This is a genomic window from Caenimonas sedimenti (assembly GCF_007833165.1).
Classification (GTDB): Bacteria; Pseudomonadota; Gammaproteobacteria; order Burkholderiales; family Burkholderiaceae_C; genus Ramlibacter; species Ramlibacter sedimenti.
This window is the reverse complement of the sequence record NZ_VOBQ01000014.1, coordinates 156,180-171,365: the sequence shown is the minus strand read 5'-3', so window position 1 is coordinate 171,365 and position 15,186 is coordinate 156,180. Positions and strand designations below refer to the sequence as shown.

General features: G+C 66.4%; 16 protein-coding genes. 6 read left to right on the top strand and 10 right to left on the bottom strand.

What is annotated here, in order from left to right:
- Window positions 1-15: 15 nt before the first annotated feature.
- Complete coding sequence (locus FN976_RS29525; RefSeq protein ID WP_255440587.1) at window positions 16-531, bottom strand: CHAT domain-containing protein; 516 nt, start codon at window positions 529-531, stop codon at window positions 16-18.
- Here FN976_RS29525 and FN976_RS28920 point away from each other — a divergent pair.
- A complete protein-coding gene (locus FN976_RS28920) occupies window positions 434-682 on the top strand; it encodes a hypothetical protein (protein WP_186510984.1) in 249 nt (82 codons plus the stop codon). The genes FN976_RS29525 and FN976_RS28920 overlap by 98 nt on opposite strands.
- A 94-nt stretch (window positions 683-776) precedes the next feature.
- Here the strand turns inward: FN976_RS28920 and FN976_RS18395 are convergent, their stop codons facing one another.
- The 5 genes from FN976_RS18395 to ltrA all read right to left on the bottom strand — a co-directional run bounded on the left by FN976_RS18395 (window position 777) and on the right by ltrA (window position 5,897).
- Entirely contained in the window at window positions 777-1,796 is a 1,020-nt protein-coding gene (locus FN976_RS18395) for a sterol desaturase family protein (RefSeq protein ID WP_145894501.1), read from the bottom strand.
- A gap of 27 nt (window positions 1,797-1,823) precedes the next feature.
- Window positions 1,824-2,804: a YheT family hydrolase gene (locus FN976_RS18390; protein WP_145894500.1), complete on the bottom strand. Its 981-nt coding sequence runs from the start codon at window positions 2,802-2,804 to the stop codon at window positions 1,824-1,826.
- 8 nt (window positions 2,805-2,812) lie between these two features.
- Complete coding sequence (locus tag FN976_RS18385) at window positions 2,813-3,262, bottom strand: YybH family protein (protein ID WP_145894499.1); 450 nt, start codon at window positions 3,260-3,262, stop codon at window positions 2,813-2,815.
- A gap of 48 nt (window positions 3,263-3,310) precedes the next feature.
- Window positions 3,311-4,033, bottom strand: a complete 723-nt coding sequence (locus FN976_RS18380) for a hypothetical protein (RefSeq protein WP_145894498.1) — start codon at window positions 4,031-4,033, stop codon at window positions 3,311-3,313.
- A 154-nt stretch (window positions 4,034-4,187) separates the two neighbouring features.
- On the bottom strand, window positions 4,188-5,897 hold the full coding sequence (gene ltrA / locus FN976_RS18375; RefSeq protein ID WP_145894497.1) for a group II intron reverse transcriptase/maturase: 1,710 nt from the start codon (window positions 5,895-5,897) through the stop codon (window positions 4,188-4,190).
- Between the two features lie 985 nt (window positions 5,898-6,882).
- Here ltrA and FN976_RS18370 point away from each other — a divergent pair.
- From FN976_RS18370 to FN976_RS18350, 5 genes are all read left to right on the top strand, one after another.
- Window positions 6,883-7,509 carry a LemA family protein gene (locus tag FN976_RS18370; protein WP_145894496.1) on the top strand — a complete coding sequence of 209 codons (627 nt, stop codon included), beginning with the start codon at window positions 6,883-6,885 and terminating at the stop codon, window positions 7,507-7,509.
- 13 nt (window positions 7,510-7,522) lie between these two features.
- Window positions 7,523-8,425: a TPM domain-containing protein gene (locus FN976_RS18365; protein ID WP_145894495.1), complete on the top strand. Its 903-nt coding sequence runs from the start codon at window positions 7,523-7,525 to the stop codon at window positions 8,423-8,425.
- Window positions 8,425-8,934 (top strand): TPM domain-containing protein, encoded by a 510-nt coding sequence (locus FN976_RS18360; protein WP_145894494.1) that lies wholly within the window; start codon window positions 8,425-8,427, stop codon window positions 8,932-8,934. Before FN976_RS18365 ends, FN976_RS18360 begins: the two co-directional genes overlap by 1 nt.
- 68 nt (window positions 8,935-9,002) lie before the next feature.
- Entirely contained in the window at window positions 9,003-9,788 is a 786-nt protein-coding gene (locus FN976_RS18355; RefSeq protein WP_255440569.1) for a histidine phosphatase family protein, read from the top strand.
- The gene (locus tag FN976_RS18350; RefSeq protein WP_145894493.1) at window positions 9,785-10,675 is read left to right on the top strand and encodes an NAD(P)H-hydrate dehydratase; all 891 of its coding nucleotides are present in this window, start codon (window positions 9,785-9,787) and stop codon (window positions 10,673-10,675) included. Before FN976_RS18355 ends, FN976_RS18350 begins: the two co-directional genes overlap by 4 nt.
- A 155-nt stretch (window positions 10,676-10,830) precedes the next feature.
- Here FN976_RS18350 and FN976_RS18345 read toward each other — a convergent pair whose 3' ends face one another.
- The 4 genes from FN976_RS18345 to atpA are packed head-to-tail and all read right to left on the bottom strand — an operon-like array spanning window position 10,831 to window position 15,167.
- Complete coding sequence (locus FN976_RS18345; protein ID WP_145894492.1) at window positions 10,831-11,259, bottom strand: F0F1 ATP synthase subunit epsilon; 429 nt, start codon at window positions 11,257-11,259, stop codon at window positions 10,831-10,833.
- 2 nt (window positions 11,260-11,261) lie between these two features.
- Window positions 11,262-12,671 (bottom strand): F0F1 ATP synthase subunit beta, encoded by a 1,410-nt coding sequence (gene atpD, locus FN976_RS18340; protein WP_145894491.1) that lies wholly within the window; start codon window positions 12,669-12,671, stop codon window positions 11,262-11,264.
- A gap of 33 nt (window positions 12,672-12,704) precedes the next feature.
- Complete coding sequence (atpG, locus tag FN976_RS18335) at window positions 12,705-13,583, bottom strand: F0F1 ATP synthase subunit gamma (RefSeq protein ID WP_145894490.1); 879 nt, start codon at window positions 13,581-13,583, stop codon at window positions 12,705-12,707.
- A 30-nt stretch (window positions 13,584-13,613) separates the two neighbouring features.
- Entirely contained in the window at window positions 13,614-15,167 is a 1,554-nt protein-coding gene (atpA, locus tag FN976_RS18330; protein ID WP_145894489.1) for a F0F1 ATP synthase subunit alpha, read from the bottom strand.
- Window positions 15,168-15,186 lie beyond the last annotated feature (19 nt).

Genomic DNA, 15,186 nt, shown 5'->3' with positions numbered 1-15,186 from the left:
GCAGGCGCGGTCGCATCAACAGTTATCTCCAATTGCCGACCAGGCTGAACGGCGCCCAGGGTGGCGGTTGGCCGGCTTCCGCAGCAACTCGACCTGCGCATCGCGCAATGCCGCCGCTTTGCTGCGCCCGTCGATGGCGAGGCCCCGGTAGAAAAGTTCCGTCAGCTGGCGCGCCGCATCGTCGTCCACCGGCCGCGGGGTGCCCAGCACGCTGCGCGCCCACGCCCGCATGGCGGCACCGGCAATGCCGAGCGGCGCTCGGTCGTTGCCTTCCGCCGTCTCGCAGGCGGACAGCGTGAGCAGATCGATCGGCGAGTGCTGGAGCTTGTCGGAGCACAGCACGCTTTGCAGGCGGTTGATCCCGAGTAGGTCGTCGAAGGCCAGGATGTAGCTCGTGTCCCGCGGTGCCCCCGAACACAGCGTGCGAGGCGATATGGACGAGCCGGTAGTCGAGGCGGCGGGCCTGCAGCAAGGCAGCGCCAAGCGAAATGGCCGCTTGCACGGCCTCGGAGTTCGTGCTGGCGCGTGCACGGGACTGGCGCAGCAAGCCCACGGCCGCATCGACATCACCTTGCCAGCGGCGCTGCTCACCCTGGACACGCAGCGCTTCACTTTCACCCGCCCAAGCCGCGGGGAGCATCAAGCAACCCAGGCAAGCCAACAGCACGAGCCTGGCTCTTGACGATACATCCATTTACAACTTCTCCCGAGGCCGATTCTGGCCAACGGTGCGCAAATGTCAAGGCGGCGACGCGTCTCAGCGACGGGCTGCGACGCTAGTGGCTCTTGCCCAGGGCCTCGTCGGTCGCGTCGGCCTTGGCCGGCCGCAGGCGCCGCGACAGCACGCGCAGCGGAGTGAAAAGGTAGTCGCGCAGGCCCTCGGGATGCGGAACGTCCACCAGGCCCACCGGCAGCTGGTGCGCATCGGCCGGCGGCAGCACCTGCGTGCCGAACAGGCGGTCCCACAGCGAGAAGGTGCCGGCGAAATTCTTGTCGTAGTGCTCCGTGGCCAGGGAGTGGTGCACCCGGTGGTACCACGGGTCCGCGAACACGTTGCGCAGCAACGGGCCGAAATGCAGGTGCGTGTCCATGTGGTTGACGAAGCCCCAGGTGGCGACGAACGCGGAGACGAAGGCCAGTTGCGGCGCCTCGATCTCGATGGTGAGCGCGAGGGGCAGCATCATGAACGGGATGCGCAGGACGTCTTCCAGCGGGTGGTGGTAGGAACCGACGCCGTTCAGCGAGCGGTTCGCATGGTGCGTGCTGTGAAAGGCCCACAGCAGCGGCACCGCGTGCTGCATCCGGTGGAACCAGTAGACGAAGAAGTCCAGCACGATCGCGCCCAGCAGCACCAGCGCGGCGCCGGCCACCGTCTGCCAGGGGTTCTCCAGGCGCAGGTCCGCCAAGCCCACGGACAGGAGCGGCTCGATGCCGTGCCGCGTGACGAAGTCGTGCACGGCGTTGCCGCACCAGACGGCCACGGGGATGTACCAGGCCCAGAACCATAGCGCCTGCAAGTAGCGCTTGGGCGACGCGCTGCCGGGGAACAGCCGCTCGACCAGCGCCAGCATGAAGCCGATCACGCCAAGGTGCAGCAGCAGGTCCAGGCACTGGCCGAGGTAGGGCGTGGGCCACTGGCGGGGGATGAGCAGGTGCGCCGCGTCGACCAGCTCGAACCCGGCTTCCAGCAGCAGCACGAGCGCGGCGAAGCCGGCCAGCAGCGGCCACGCCGCCCCGCTCCGCCTCGACCAATGTCCCAACCGCCGCGTGGGCGCCCAACTTCTGAATGCTCGCACTGGAGCTAGTCTAGCGGCCGCGGCGCATCAGGCGATGTGCGCGAGCAGAAAGCCCCCGACCGCTTCCGGCATCGCGCGCACGTGGCTCGGCCATGGGCCGGCGGGAAAACCGACGTGCCCGCCCTGCTGGGGCTGCCAGAGCGTCACGTGCGGCCCCACTTCACTGGCGCCCGGCAGGCTCTGGGCCGGGATGAAGGGGTCGTTGCCGGCGTTGAGCACCAGCGCCGGAATGCGGATGCGGTGCAGGTGCGGCTTGGCGGACGCGCGCGCCCAGTAGTCCTCGGTGTCGCGAAAGCCGTGCAGCGGGGCGGTGAAGATGTTGTCGAACTCGTAGAGGTCGCGCGCGGCGAGCAGCGCTTCGCGGTCGAACAGGCCGGGATGCTGCGCCCACTTGCGCAGCGCCTTGGGCTTCATGCTGCGCAGGAACATCGTCGTGTAGACCAGCCGGTTGAAACCGCGGCCGATGGCGTGGCCGCCCGCCGCGAGGTCGAGAGGGGAGCACACCGAGGCGACTGCGTCGGCCAGCCGGCCCGCAGCCTCGCCATGCTCGCCGGCCCAGCGCATCAATGCATTGCCGCCCAGCGAAACGCCCACGGCGGCCAACCGGCCCGTGTGGTGCTCGCGCACGCGGGTCAGGATCCAGCCGATCTCCTCGTGGTCGCCGGAGTGATACGCCCGCGGGCCCCAGTTCAGCTCGCCGCTGCAGCCGCGGAAGTGCGGGACGACGAAGCGCAAACCGTGCGCGGCGGCGAAATCGGCAAACGCCTCGGCATAGTGGCTGCGCGAGGAGCCCTCCAGGCCGTGGAACAGCACCAGCAGCGGCGCGTCGGCCGGCGGCGGCACTTCCGGATCCAGCCAGTCGACGTCGACGAAGTCGCCGTCAGGCGTGCTCCAGCGCTCGCGGCGGTAGCGTGGCGGGGCGGCATGGGTGCGGCGCGCCGCCAGCGCGGCCCAGATGGTCTGCAGGTTGCCGCCGGGCAGCCACCAGGGCGCTCGGTAATCTTGCATCGATGGATTCAGTGGAGGACGGATGGCGCGTCCGACACTTCCTGGATCTCGCTCACCGTGCCGGGGCTGGCGTGGTGCGCCACCAGCCGCCAGCCCTGCGCCGTGCGGTGGTAGACGTTGGTGGCGATCACCCACGCCTGCTGTGGGCCCTGGGGCGTGAGCACTTCCACGCGCTCCAGCAGGTTGTGCACGCTGCTGGCCACCGAGACGATCTTGCGCACCTTTTCCGGCACGGCGCGGATGCTGCCATTGGCGAACATCGCCTCGAAGGTGGCACGGATCGCCGTGGCGCCGACGACCCGGGGGCCGCCAGGGTGGATGCAGACGATGTCGTCTTCGTCGGCCCAGCAGGCCATCAGCTTTTCGAGGTCGGCGTTCTGCAGGGCGTCGTAGAACGCCGCTTCGACGTCGTCGGCGTCGCCATCGAGATGGGCGGCCTGGAGCTTGGATTTGCGCATGCGGGCGAGGTTTACCCGGGATTGTGCCGCGCTTTGCCGCGCCGGCGTTCAGGCGCCCAGCCAGCGCCGCGCCACCGGCTCCAGCGGGCCCTGGGTTGCCTCCCAGAGGACCTCGGGCGCCGCCACGTGGGTTCCCGGCGGCGCGAGTTGCAGCGCCACGGCCAGGAAGTCGGCCACGCGGCACGCCCGGACGGGCTGCTCGCTGCTGGGGATCATGTACTTGAACACCGAGAGCATCCAGTGCGCGAACCGCTGGGGCCGGCCCAGGCCGGCGACCGGGTCCGGCTTGCGGGCGGAACGCAGGAGCAGCACGCGTTCGAAGCCGAGCCCCGCCACCGCATGTTCATCGAGATTGGCCAGGCCGCGTTTCAGGGCGTCCGGCAGGCGGCCCGGCGCATGCGGCAACACGACGGCCAGCGTGCGCACGCCGCTGGCGCGCAGCCATCGCGCGAGCGGCACCAGTTGCTCCGGCCGCGGCGTCCACAAGGCGCGCTCACGGTCGTAGAACAGGCGCGCCGGCTCGAACAGCACCACGGCCACATCGGCCGCGCCAGGCGGCCACGCCGCAGGTTCCTCCGGTGGCACCAGCGTCACGCCCACGCCCCGCAGGCCGGCGGTGATGGGTTCGCGCGCCAGCACCTGGGTGAACGAGAAGAGCGATGAACCGGCGAGCCGCCGCAACACCTCGTTGCCGAGCACGCCCGTCGCGCCGGCGACGAGGAGGCGCGGCCTCGGCGCGGATGGGTTGCCCCGGGACGCCGCGTGCAGCACTTGAAGTGGGTCCCCATGGGAGGGTAGGGATGATGCTTCGCAGCACCATCCCCCCCAACGAACCGTACGTGCGCCTTTCAACGCATACGGCTCTAGCACGACCACCGGAGACGCAAACTGTATGGGCTGCATGGCCACAGTCTACGTTCCAGATTTAAGTCCCTCGTGCAGGGACCGGCTTGGTTACCTCCAAACCCAGGGCGTGTACCCGCCGGTGACAGATCGGGTGCAGGAGCACGCGATTGGCGAGAGCGTTGCTCCCGCCGTGCATGCGGTAGACGATATGGTGGTCGTCAGACTCCGCAGCACTGTCCAGTAACGTCTCGCAGACAGGGCAATACCCACCCTGCTGCACCCATAGTGTCGAGCGTTGCGTGCCCATGATGTCTTCCGACCTCAGTGCGACATGGCGCTCTTCACCGTAGATTTCCCACGCGGGGTCAAAGGGGTTGTAGTCGCCCTTGATCTTCGTGTGTCGGACAATTTTCGTGTCCGCGAGCCGGTACAAGACCAGCGACACTGGTTCCCCCTTCCGATTCGCGCTGGCGGTGGCAAATGCACGGCTGTCGCCGAACTTCTGCCAGTACTTCTCGTACACCCACGCACTGGTCTTTCGGGGATGCGTTCGCAGCGCCCAGCGCATCAACCGCCAGTAAAGCAGCTGGTCGAGGCGCGAGAACGCTGCTTTCGCAACCGCTCCTTTGTGGTACTCCGCCCAGCCCCGAAGAACTGGATTGAGCTTCCTGATGAGACGTTCCGTTGGAACCGATAGCGAACCTTCGACAATGTCACTCACCTTTCGGTAGAACGCTTTCACGTTTTTCGTACTGGGCTTGATGAGCATCTTTCCGTCGTACTTCCGGAAATTCCAACCAAGGAAGTCGAAGCCTTGATCAATGTGCACGAGGCGGGTCTTTTCCGTGGACAGCGCCAGCCCCCGCTCGCGCAGGAACTGCACTATCCATGGGACCACGATGGTTTCCAACAACTCTTTCGAGTCGCCGGTCACTACGAAGTCGTCCGCGTATCGCACCACATTGACCTTCGCTTTCTGAGCCTTCTTGACGCCAAGTGCCGCATTGAGATGCTGCACCAGATCGTGTTCCAGCCCGTTGAGCGTGATGTTCGCCAGTGTCGGCGAGATGATCCCGCCTTGCGGCGTTCCCATCTCTGTGCGGTTCAGTTGTCCTCTTTCGATGACGCCTGATTTCAACCATTGCTGGAGAACGCGCTTGTTCAGGTGAACGTGGCGAAGCAACCATTCATGATTGATGTTGTCGAAGAAACCCGAGATGTCCGCGTCGAGAATCCAGCGCGCCGAAGCGCCACTGGACAGACACACGAACAACTGTTGCCGGGCATCATGCGTGGATCGACCTTTCCGAAAGCCGTAGCTGTTCGGATCGGAGGCGCACTCAGACACCGGTTCCAGCGCGAGCAGGTAGAGGGCCTGCATCGCCCGGTCGAACATGGTCGGGATGCCCAGAGGACGCTCCTTCCCATTCGATTTCGGGATGTAGACGCGCTTCAGGGGCCGCGCCCGGTATCCCGATTGATTCAGCCGACACACCGCATTCCATTTGGCTTCTGGTGTATTCCAGAGTTCGCGGTCGACGCCACTCGTCCGCTTCCCTCGGTTCTCGGTAACTCTCCTGACAGCCAATGCCTTGGCCTGCCATGAGCGGACAAGGCTACGTTGGAGTCGTTTGACCCGGCGGTAGTCCTTGTCCTGTTCTGCCTGCGCAATGCGCGTCTGCGCCTTCCCGACGAACTGCGCGACCAGCCCCCAATCAATGAGGTGCCAGTCGCTAGGCTCGCCTGGAGGCGTAGAGACGGAAGCGCGAACGCCTTCGTCAATTTCCATACCTTCTCCAGTGAGGAACCCCACAGGACGAAGATCGACCCGTGCGGGTCGATCAACCCGCAGGGTCATAGTTAAAGTTCGCAGCGGCTTACGCCGTCGCACTTGAAGCAAGTCAGCGCGCTTTCACGCCGGGGCAAAGCTGGAACCCCTATCCGACCCATTACAGATCGGCATTCGCTTTTTGCTTCTTCCTCTGCCCGCTACACCATGGCCGTCGCTCGCGCTTCGGTTGCCGCGCCGGGAAGGCGCGGCGGTGCATCGGGTTTACCTCGTTTCCCAAGGTGTCCGTCTGATGGCTGTCTCAGACGACGGGGTTAGGGACGTTCTCTCCGCCGCGTGCTCATAGGGAACGATCCGTGGTGGATGACACACGGACCCAGGCACGTTGCCGTTTGGCTGCAGCTCTCCGGTGACCCAGAAACCAAGCGTTAGCTGCCTCATAGTGACGACGGTTCGGTCGAACGTTCACTTGCGTTTCCCATACCCTTTACCTCACCCTCCTCGCGCAGTCTTGGTCAGCGCGTCGTACGCCGTCGCCGGCACACTGTTGCTCTTGCGAGCGGAGGAGGTTTATCCGTTGCTTCGCACCACCCGATTACTCAGGTCGCACTTACGGGTGAGGTCACGCAGTTCCATGCGTGGTTTCAGTGAGGAAACAAGACACCTTGAGCGGTGCCGCTTCGTTGGCCACCCAGAGAGGCGGCGAATACAGTCCAACTTTATTTTGTAACTGTATCGTTCAGGCAACGAAAATCCCTGCCGTGGGGCCGAATTTTGTTGCGAGAGCACCCGGGGAGGGCCTCTCAGACCGGCAAAATGCGAGGCATTTCCACCGGCCATCTGATCTGATTTCCTGGGAGGAAATCGTCGTCTCTCCGAGGAGAAACGCTCTGTTGAAGGCTGGCACTTGACCAGCTAGGAAGCGACTTCGAGTCGCACCATCCCATCTATGCTACCGTTGCCGCCACTTTCGAAGGACTGCACGATGAAAAGATGGTTCTCCGCCCTCGCCGCACTGTTCGCCGCGCTCGCCCTGAGCGGCTGCGGCTACAACGATTTCCAGCGCCTGGACGAGCAGTCCAAGTCGGCGTGGAGCGAAGTCCTCAACCAGTACCAGCGGCGGGCCGATCTGATCCCCAACATCGTCGCCACGGTCAAGGGCGAAGCCAACTTCGAGCAGGAGACGCTCACCAAGGTGGTCGAGGCGCGGGCCAGGGCGACGTCGGTGCAGGTGACGCCCGAGACCTTGAACAATCCGGAAGCCTTCCAGAAATTCCAGCAGGCGCAGGGGGAGCTGTCCAGCGCGCTCTCGCGGCTGCTGGTGGTGAGCGAGCGCTATCCGGACCTGAAGGCCAATCAGGGATTTCGCGACTTGCGGGTGCAACTCGAAGGCACGGAAAACCGGATCACCGTGGCCCGCAACCGCTACATCCAGGCGGTGCAGGAGTACAACGTCCTCGCGCGCAGCTTTCCGAGCAACCTGACGGCGATGGTCTTCAATTACGACCCGAAGCCCGTCTTCACGGTGCAGAACGAAGCGCAGATCTCCGCCCCGCCGAAGGTGGAGTTCGGCACGACGCCTTCGGCGCCGGCCACCACGACGACCCGCTAGCGGACGCAAGCGCTTGAAGGCGATCCTCGTCTTCCTGCTGGCCGCGTTGGCGTGGCTGGGCGCCTGCGCCCAGGGGGTCCTGCCGGTACCCGCCCTCACCGCGCGGGTGATCGATCAGACCGGCACGCTGGACGACATCCAGCGCAAGGGCCTGGAAGACAAGCTGGCCGCCTTCGAAGCGAAGAAGGGTTCGCAGCTGGTCATCCTGATGGTGCCGACCACGCAGCCCGAAGACATCGCCAGCTACGCCAACCGCGTCGGCAACGCCTGGAAGATCGGCCGCAAGGACGTCGGTGACGGCATCCTGCTCATCGTCGCCAAGAACGACCGCAAGGTCCGCATCGAGGTGGCGAAGACGCTCGAAGGCGCGGTGCCGGACCTGGCGGCGAAGCAGGTGATCGACGGGGCGATCACGCCGCGCTTCAAGCAGGGCGACTTCGCCGGCGGCCTGCAGGCCGCGGCCGACCAGCTGATTGCGCGCGTCACTGGCGAGGCGCTGCCCGCACCGACCCAAGGCAGCGCCAACAGCGGCGGGGGCGCGGGCGGGTTCGACTGGGCCGACTTCGGCATCTTCCTCTTCGTCGGCGTGCCCATTGGCGCCACCGTGCTGCGCACGATGTTCGGCAACAAGATGGGCTCGGTGTTCACCGGCGGGGCCTTCGGCGCCATCGCGAGTTGGATCACGTCCAGCCTTCTCATTGGGGCGGTCGCCGGGATGGTTTCCATGCTGTTCGCCCTCATGCTCGGCATGAAGGCGCCGGCCTACGCGCGGCGCAGGGGTTCCGGCCGCAGTTCGGACTGGAGCTGGGGGTCCGGCAGCAGCAGCGGCGGCAGCTGGAGCTCGGGCGGAAGCGACAGCTTCAGCTCCGGCGGCGGTGGTGATTTCGGTGGCGGCGGCGCCTCGGGGGACTGGTGATGCTGGACAAGATCAGGCGCCTGTTCAAGCACCGCTGGCTCGATGACACGGACACGCGCCGCGCCATCCCGCGCGACATGGTTGAACGCCTCACGCGCCGCGTCGCCGCGAGCGAGCGCCGCCACAGCGGCGAGGTGCGCATCTACGTGGAAGCGGGGCTGCCCACCAGCTACGTGTGGCGCAATGCGAGGCCGCGCGAACGGGCGCTCACGCTGTTCGGCAAGCTGCGGGTCTGGGACACCGAACACAACAACGGCGTCCTGATCTACCTGCTGCTGGCGGAACACGCGATCGAGATCGTGGCGGATCGCGGGTTGAACCGGCACGTGCGCCCGGAGGAGTGGCAGGCGATCGTGCAGCGCATGGGCACCGCCTTCCACGAGGGACGCTTCGAGGACGGTCTCACGCAGGCGCTGGAGGAAGTGTCCGCGCTGCTGGTCCAGCACTTCCCGGTGGCGGGCGACGCGCCGAACGCCAACGAGCTGCCGGACGAGCCGGTGCTGGGCTGAGACCCGCGCGGGCCGCGCCGTCTCCCCGCTCCTACAGGCTCTCCCGAGTTCCTTCGACAAGCGCGGCCGTGGCGGCCGCCGACACTCGGCGGGTGAAGGAAGGCTGGCCCCAGACACTGTGGATCGCGCGCCATGGTCAGAGCGCGGGGAACGTCGCGCGCGATGCGGCCGAGGCCGCGGGCCTGGCGCTGATCGACATCGAATTCCGCGACATCGACACGCCCCTGTCGGACCTCGGCATCGAGCAATCCATCGCGCTCGGCCGCTGGTTTCGCGACCTGCCCGCGCCGGAGCGGCCGCAGGTGGTGCTGTGCTCGCCCTACGTACGGGCCCGGGAAACCGCACGCCTGATCCTCGAGCAGGCCGGGCTGCGTGAAGGCACGGACGTGAGGTTGCGCGTGGACGAGCGGCTGCGCGAGAAGGAGTTCGGCGTGCTGGACCGCCTCACGCGGCACGGCATCGTGCAGAAATTTCCAGAGCTCGATGCCCAGCGCCACCACGTGGGCAAGTTCTATTTCCGCCCGCCGGGCGGCGAGAGCTGGTGCGACGTGATCCTGCGGCTGCGCAGCCTGACCGAGATGATGACGCGCGAGCACGGTGGCGAACGCGTGCTCGTGGTGGCGCACCAGGTCATCGTGAATTGCATGCGCTATCTGGTCGAGAACCTCGACGAACAGCAGATCCTGGCGATCGACAAGCTGGGCGACGTGCCCAATTGCTCGATCACGTCCTACCGGCTGGCGTCCGATGGCCACCAGCTGGCGCCGGACCGCGTCAACTTCATCGCCCCGCTCGTCGAGGCCGGTGCCCCGGTGACGGTGGCGCCCGACGCGCAGGCGGCGCCCAAGCCATGACGGCGCCGGCCGGCATCACCGCCATCGACGATGCGCTGCTGCGGCGCTGGCCGCTGCCCACGGTCGATGCCGAGGGGGACAAGGAAAGCCGCGGCCGCGTGCTGGTGGTGGCCGGCAGCCGCGAGATGCCCGGCGCGGCCTGGCTCGCCGCCACTGCGGCCTTGCGCGCGGGCGCCGGCAAGCTGGTGGTGGCGACGCCGCAGTCGGCCGCTCAGACCGTCGCCATCGCCATGCCGGAAGCACGCGTGATTGCGTTGCCGGAGTCGGAGAAGGGCGAACTGCGCGTCGAGGGCCTGATCCTGCTGGAGGAAGTGGCGGAGGGCGCGGCTGCCGCGCTGCTCGGTCCCGGCATGACGGGAGGCGAGGCCACCGTGGCTTTCCTGGCGGGGCTGCTGCCCCGGCTCATGCAGGGCGTCGTCGTGCTGGATGCGCTGGCCATGGATTGCGTGCTGGGGCTGGCCCCGTTGCGGCAGGCCGCCGTGCTGACTCCGCATGCGGGCGAGATGGCGCACCTCACCGGTGAATCCAAGGAGGCGATCCTGGCCGCGCCTGAAGCGTGCGTCGCGCGCTTCGCGTCACGGTGGAATGCGGCGGTTGCACTGAAGGGCGCGGACACCTGCATCGCCAGCGCCACAGGGAAAGTCTGGCGGCATTCGTCGCGGTGCCCGGGGCTCGGCACATCGGGCTCGGGCGACGTGCTGGCCGGCTTGGTGGTGGGGCTGGTCGCACGCGGAGCGACGCCCGAGCAGGCCGCCGCGTGGGGTGTCGCCTTGCATGCGCGCGCGGGCGAGTTGCTTGAACAGCGTCACGGTGGACTGGGATTCCTGGCGCGCGAACTGGCGGCCGAAGTGCCGCCTCTGATGCATTCCCTGGCGAAACCCCAGTAAAGAAAAAAGCCCTCGTCTTGCGACGAGGGCCAGAGCGCGTCGGTTCTTTTGACGCTTATTTCAAGTCACGCTTACTTCTTCTTGATCGGTCGGTTCTAGTCAGTTGGGGACAGAGCAGATCGCTTCGCTACCCTGGTCTGTCCCCAATGTCACTGTCATCTTTTCTGCCGGAACTTCCGCAAGGCCGCCAGCTGCGCCGCCATGACGGCGAGCTCGGACGTGGCCTTGGCGATGTCGATCTCGCTCTTCGCGTTCTTCAGCGCCTCTTCGGCCGCTCGCTTGGCTTCGTTGGCCTTTTCCTCGTCGAGGTCCTTGCCGCGGATGGCGGTGTCGGACAGGACGGTGACGCGGTTCGGCTGGACTTCCAGGATGCCGCCGGCGACGAACACGAACTCCTCGGTGCCGTCGACCTTCTCGATGCGCACCGAACCGGGCTTCACGCGCGTGATCAGCGGCGTGTGGCGCGGGTAGATCCCGAGTTCGCCGGCTTCACCCGGCAGCGCGACGAACTTCGCCTCGCCGGAGAAGATGCTCTCTTCGGCGGAGACGACGTCGACGTGGATGGTGTGGGTGGTATCCACCATGGTTACGCAGCCAGCTTCTTGGCCTTCTCGAAGGCTTCGTCGATGGTGCCGACCATGTAGAACGCCTGCTCGGGCAGGTGGTCGCACTCGCCGGCCACGATCATCTTGAAGCCGCGGATGGTTTCGGCCAGGGGGACGTACTTGCCGGGGGAACCGGTGAACACTTCGGCCACGTGGAACGGCTGCGACAGGAAGCGCTGGATCTTGCGGGCGCGGGCCACCGCCAGCTTGTCTTCCGGCGACAGTTCGTCCATGCCCAGGATGGCGATGATGTCGCGCAGTTCCTTGTAGCGCTGCAGCGTCTGCTGCACGGCGCGGGTCGTGGAGTAGTGGTCTTCGCCGACGACGTTGGGGTCGACCTGGCGGCTGTTGGAGTCCAGCGGATCCACGGCGGGGTAGATGCCCAGCGCGGCGATGTCGCGCGACAGCACCACGGTGGCGTCCAGGTGGGCGAAGGTGGTGGCGGGCGACGGGTCGGTCAGGTCGTCCGCGGGGACGTACACGGCCTGGATCGAGGTGATCGAGCCGACCTTGGTCGACGTGATCCGCTCCTGCAGGCGGCCCATTTCCTCGGCCAGCGTCGGCTGGTAGCCCACGGCGGAAGGCATGCGGCCCAGCAGTGCGGACACTTCGGTGCCGGCCAGCGTGTAGCGGTAGATGTTGTCCACGAAGAACAGCACGTCACGGCCTTCGTCGCGGAAGGATTCGGCGATCGTCAGGCCGGTCAGCGCGACGCGCAGGCGGTTGCCCGGGGGCTCGTTCATCTGGCCGTAGACCATCGACACCTTGGAGTTGGCCAGGTTGTCCAGGTCGACGACCTTGGAGTCGGCCATCTCGTGATAGAAGTCGTTGCCTTCGCGGGTGCGCTCACCCACGCCGGCGAACACCGACAGGCCGGAGTGCGCCTTGGCGATGTTGTTGATCAGCTCCATCATGTTCACGGTCTTGCCGACACCGGCGCCGCCGAACAGGCCGACCTTGCCGCCCTTGGCGAACGGGCAGATCAGGTCGATCACCTTGATGCCGGTTTCCAGCAGTTCCTGCGAGGGCGACAGTTCGTCGTACGCGGGGGCCTTGCGGTGGATCGACGCGGTCAGCGTCTGGTCGACCGGGCCACGCTCGTCGATGGGGTTGCCGAGCACGTCCATGATGCGGCCCAGCGTGGCCTTGCCCACGGGCACCGTGATCGGGTTGCCGGTGTTGTAGACCATGGAGCCGCGGCGCAGGCCGTCGGACGAGCCCAGCGCGATGGTGCGGACCACGCCGTCACCCAGCTGCTGCTGCACTTCCAGGGTCAGCGCGGTGCCTTCCATCTTGAGCGCGTCGTACACGCGCGGCATCTGCTCGCGCGGGAACTCGACGTCGACGACGGCGCCGATGCACTGGACGATTTTTCCTTGGACTTGAGCCATGTGTTGCTCTCCTAAATATTCAAATCAGTGCGGTCAGACCGCGGCCGCCCCAGACACGATCTCCGAAAGCTCTTTCGTGATCGCGGCCTGGCGCGTCTTGTTGTAGACCAGCTTGAGTTCGCCGATCAGGCTGCCGGCGTTGTCGGTGGCGGCCTTCATGGCCACCATGCGGGCGGACTGTTCGGAAGCCATGTTCTCGGCCACCGCCTGGTAGATCAGCGCCTCGACGTAACGCAGCAGCAGGTCGTCGATGACGCTTTGCGCGTCCGGCTCGTAGATGTAGTCCCAGCCCGGCTCGCCACCGGCCGCCTTCGATTCGGCTTCCATCTTGGCGGCCGACAGGGGCAGCAGCTGCTCGAGCACCGGCTCCTGGCGCATGGTGTTGATGAACTTCGTGTAGCCGATGTACACGGCGTTCAGCTTGCCCGCCGCATATTGGTCCAGCAGCACCTTGACCGGCCCGATCAGGCGGTCGAGGTGCGGCGTGTCGCCCAGCTGGGTGACATGCGACACCACCTGCGCGCCGATGCGGTTCAGGAAGCCCAGGCCCTTGTTGCCGATGGCGACCGTCTGCACCTGCTGGCCATCGCCCTGCAGGTCGCGCAGCTTCTGCGTGACCGCGCGCAGCACGTTGGTGTTCAAGCCGCCGCAGAGGCCCTTGTCGGTGGAGACCACGATGATCCCGACCGCCTTGGCGTCGTTCGTCTTCATGAACGCGTGCGTGTACTCGGGGTTGGCCTTGCCGAGGTTGGCGGCGATGTTGCGCACCTTCTCGGCGTAGGGCCGGGCCGAACGCATGCGTTCCTGCGCCTTGCGCATCTTGGAGGCGGCGACCATTTCCATGGCCTTGGTGATCTTCTTGGTGTTTTCCACCGATTTGATCTTGCCGCGGATTTCCTTGCCTGCTGCCATTGCCGTTCCTTGTGTGGTGGGGCCGGCGCCTTAGGCGAAGGTCTTCTTGAAGGCTTCGATGGCGGCGGCCAGTTCGGCTTCGGACTCTTTGTCCAGCGCCTTGTTCTGCTCCAGCTTGGAGATCAAAGCAGCGTTCTTGTCCTTCAGCCAGGCGTGCAGGCCGCTTTCGAACGCCAGCACCTTCTTGACGTCGAGGTCGTCGAAGTAGCCCTTGTTCACCGCGAACAGCGAGGCGGCCATCATCGAGATGGACAGCGGGCTGTACTGCGGCTGCTTCAGCAGCTCCGTCACGCGCGCGCCGCGATCCAGCTGCTTGCGCGTGGCCGCATCGAGGTCGGAGGCGAACTGCGCGAACGCGGCCAGCTCACGGTATTGCGCCAAGTCGGTACGGATACCGCCGGACAAGCCCTTGATCAGCTTCGTCTGGGCGGCGCCACCGACGCGCGACACCGAGATACCGGCGTTGATGGCGGGCCGGACACCCGAGTTGAACAGCGAGGTCTCCAGGAAGATCTGGCCGTCGGTGATCGAGATCACGTTGGTCGGCACGAACGCGGACACGTCGCCGGCCTGCGTCTCGATGATCGGCAGTGCGGTGAGCGAGCCGGTCTTGCCCTTGACTTCACCCTTGGTGAAGGCTTCCACGTAGTCGGCGTTGACGCGCGCGGCGCGCTCCAGCAGGCGGCTGTGGAGATAGAACACGTCGCCGGGGTAGGCTTCGCGGCCCGGCGGGCGGCGCAGCAGCAGCGAGACCTGGCGGTAGGCCACAGCCTGCTTGGACAGGTCGTCATAGATGATCAGCGCGTCTTGCCCGCGGTCGCGGAAGTACTCGCCCATCGTGCAGCCGGAGTACGCCGAGACGTACTGCATGGCGGCCGACTCCGACGCCGTGGCGGCGACGACGATCGTGTATTCCATCGCGCCGTTCTGCTCGAGCGCGCGCACCAGGTTCTTGACCGTGGACGCCTTCTGCCCGATGGCGACGTACACGCAGGTCATGTTCTGACCCTTCTGGTTGATGATCGTGTCGACCGCCACGGCGGACTTGCCGGTCTGGCGGTCGCCGATGATCAGCTCGCGCTGGCCCCGGCCGATCGGCACCATGGAGTCGATGGCCTTCAGGCCGGTCTGCACCGGCTGGTCGACCGACTTCCGCGCGATCACGCCCGGGGCGACCTTCTCGATCACGTCCGTCATCTTGGCGTTGATCGGGCCCTTGCCGTCGATCGGCTGGCCGAGCGCGTTGACCACGCGGCCGACGAGTTCGGGGCCCACGGGCACTTCGAGAATGCGGCCCGTGCACTTGACGGTGTCGCCTTCGGAGATGTGCTCGTACTCGCCCAGGATCACGGCGCCGACGGAGTCGCGCTCGAGGTTCAGCGCGAGGCCGTAGGTGGGCGTGCCGTCCGGCGTGGGCGGGAATTCCAGCATTTCGCCGGCCATGGCGTCCGAGAGGCCGTGCACGCGGACGATGCCGTCCGTCACGGAGATCACGGTGCCCTGGTTGCGGATGTCGGCGCTGGCCGCCAGGCCTTCGATCCGGCTCTTGATCAGCTCGGAGATTTCAGCGGGATTGAGTTGCATGACTCTTCCTTCGTACTTG

What these genes read in the sequence shown, in the direction of transcription:
- FN976_RS18370 (WP_145894496.1), top strand. Translation starts at nt 6,883, where the DNA reads ATGAAAAGATGGTTCTCCGCCCTCGCCGCACTGTTCGCCGCGCTCGCC.
- FN976_RS18345 (WP_145894492.1), bottom strand. Translation starts at nt 11,259, where the DNA reads ATGGTGGATACCACCCACACCATCCACGTCGACGTCGTCTCCGCCGAA.
- FN976_RS18360 (WP_145894494.1), top strand. Translation starts at nt 8,425, where the DNA reads ATGCTGGACAAGATCAGGCGCCTGTTCAAGCACCGCTGGCTCGATGAC.
- ltrA (WP_145894497.1), bottom strand. Translation starts at nt 5,897, where the DNA reads ATGGAAATTGACGAAGGCGTTCGCGCTTCCGTCTCTACGCCTCCAGGC.
- atpA (WP_145894489.1), bottom strand. Translation starts at nt 15,167, where the DNA reads ATGCAACTCAATCCCGCTGAAATCTCCGAGCTGATCAAGAGCCGGATC.
- atpG (WP_145894490.1), bottom strand. Translation starts at nt 13,583, where the DNA reads ATGGCAGCAGGCAAGGAAATCCGCGGCAAGATCAAATCGGTGGAAAAC.
- FN976_RS18390 (WP_145894500.1), bottom strand. Translation starts at nt 2,804, where the DNA reads ATGCAAGATTACCGAGCGCCCTGGTGGCTGCCCGGCGGCAACCTGCAG.
- FN976_RS28920 (WP_186510984.1), top strand. Translation starts at nt 434, where the DNA reads ATGGACGAGCCGGTAGTCGAGGCGGCGGGCCTGCAGCAAGGCAGCGCC.
- FN976_RS18385 (WP_145894499.1), bottom strand. Translation starts at nt 3,262, where the DNA reads ATGCGCAAATCCAAGCTCCAGGCCGCCCATCTCGATGGCGACGCCGAC.
- FN976_RS18350 (WP_145894493.1), top strand. Translation starts at nt 9,785, where the DNA reads ATGACGGCGCCGGCCGGCATCACCGCCATCGACGATGCGCTGCTGCGG.
- atpD (WP_145894491.1), bottom strand. Translation starts at nt 12,671, where the DNA reads ATGGCTCAAGTCCAAGGAAAAATCGTCCAGTGCATCGGCGCCGTCGTC.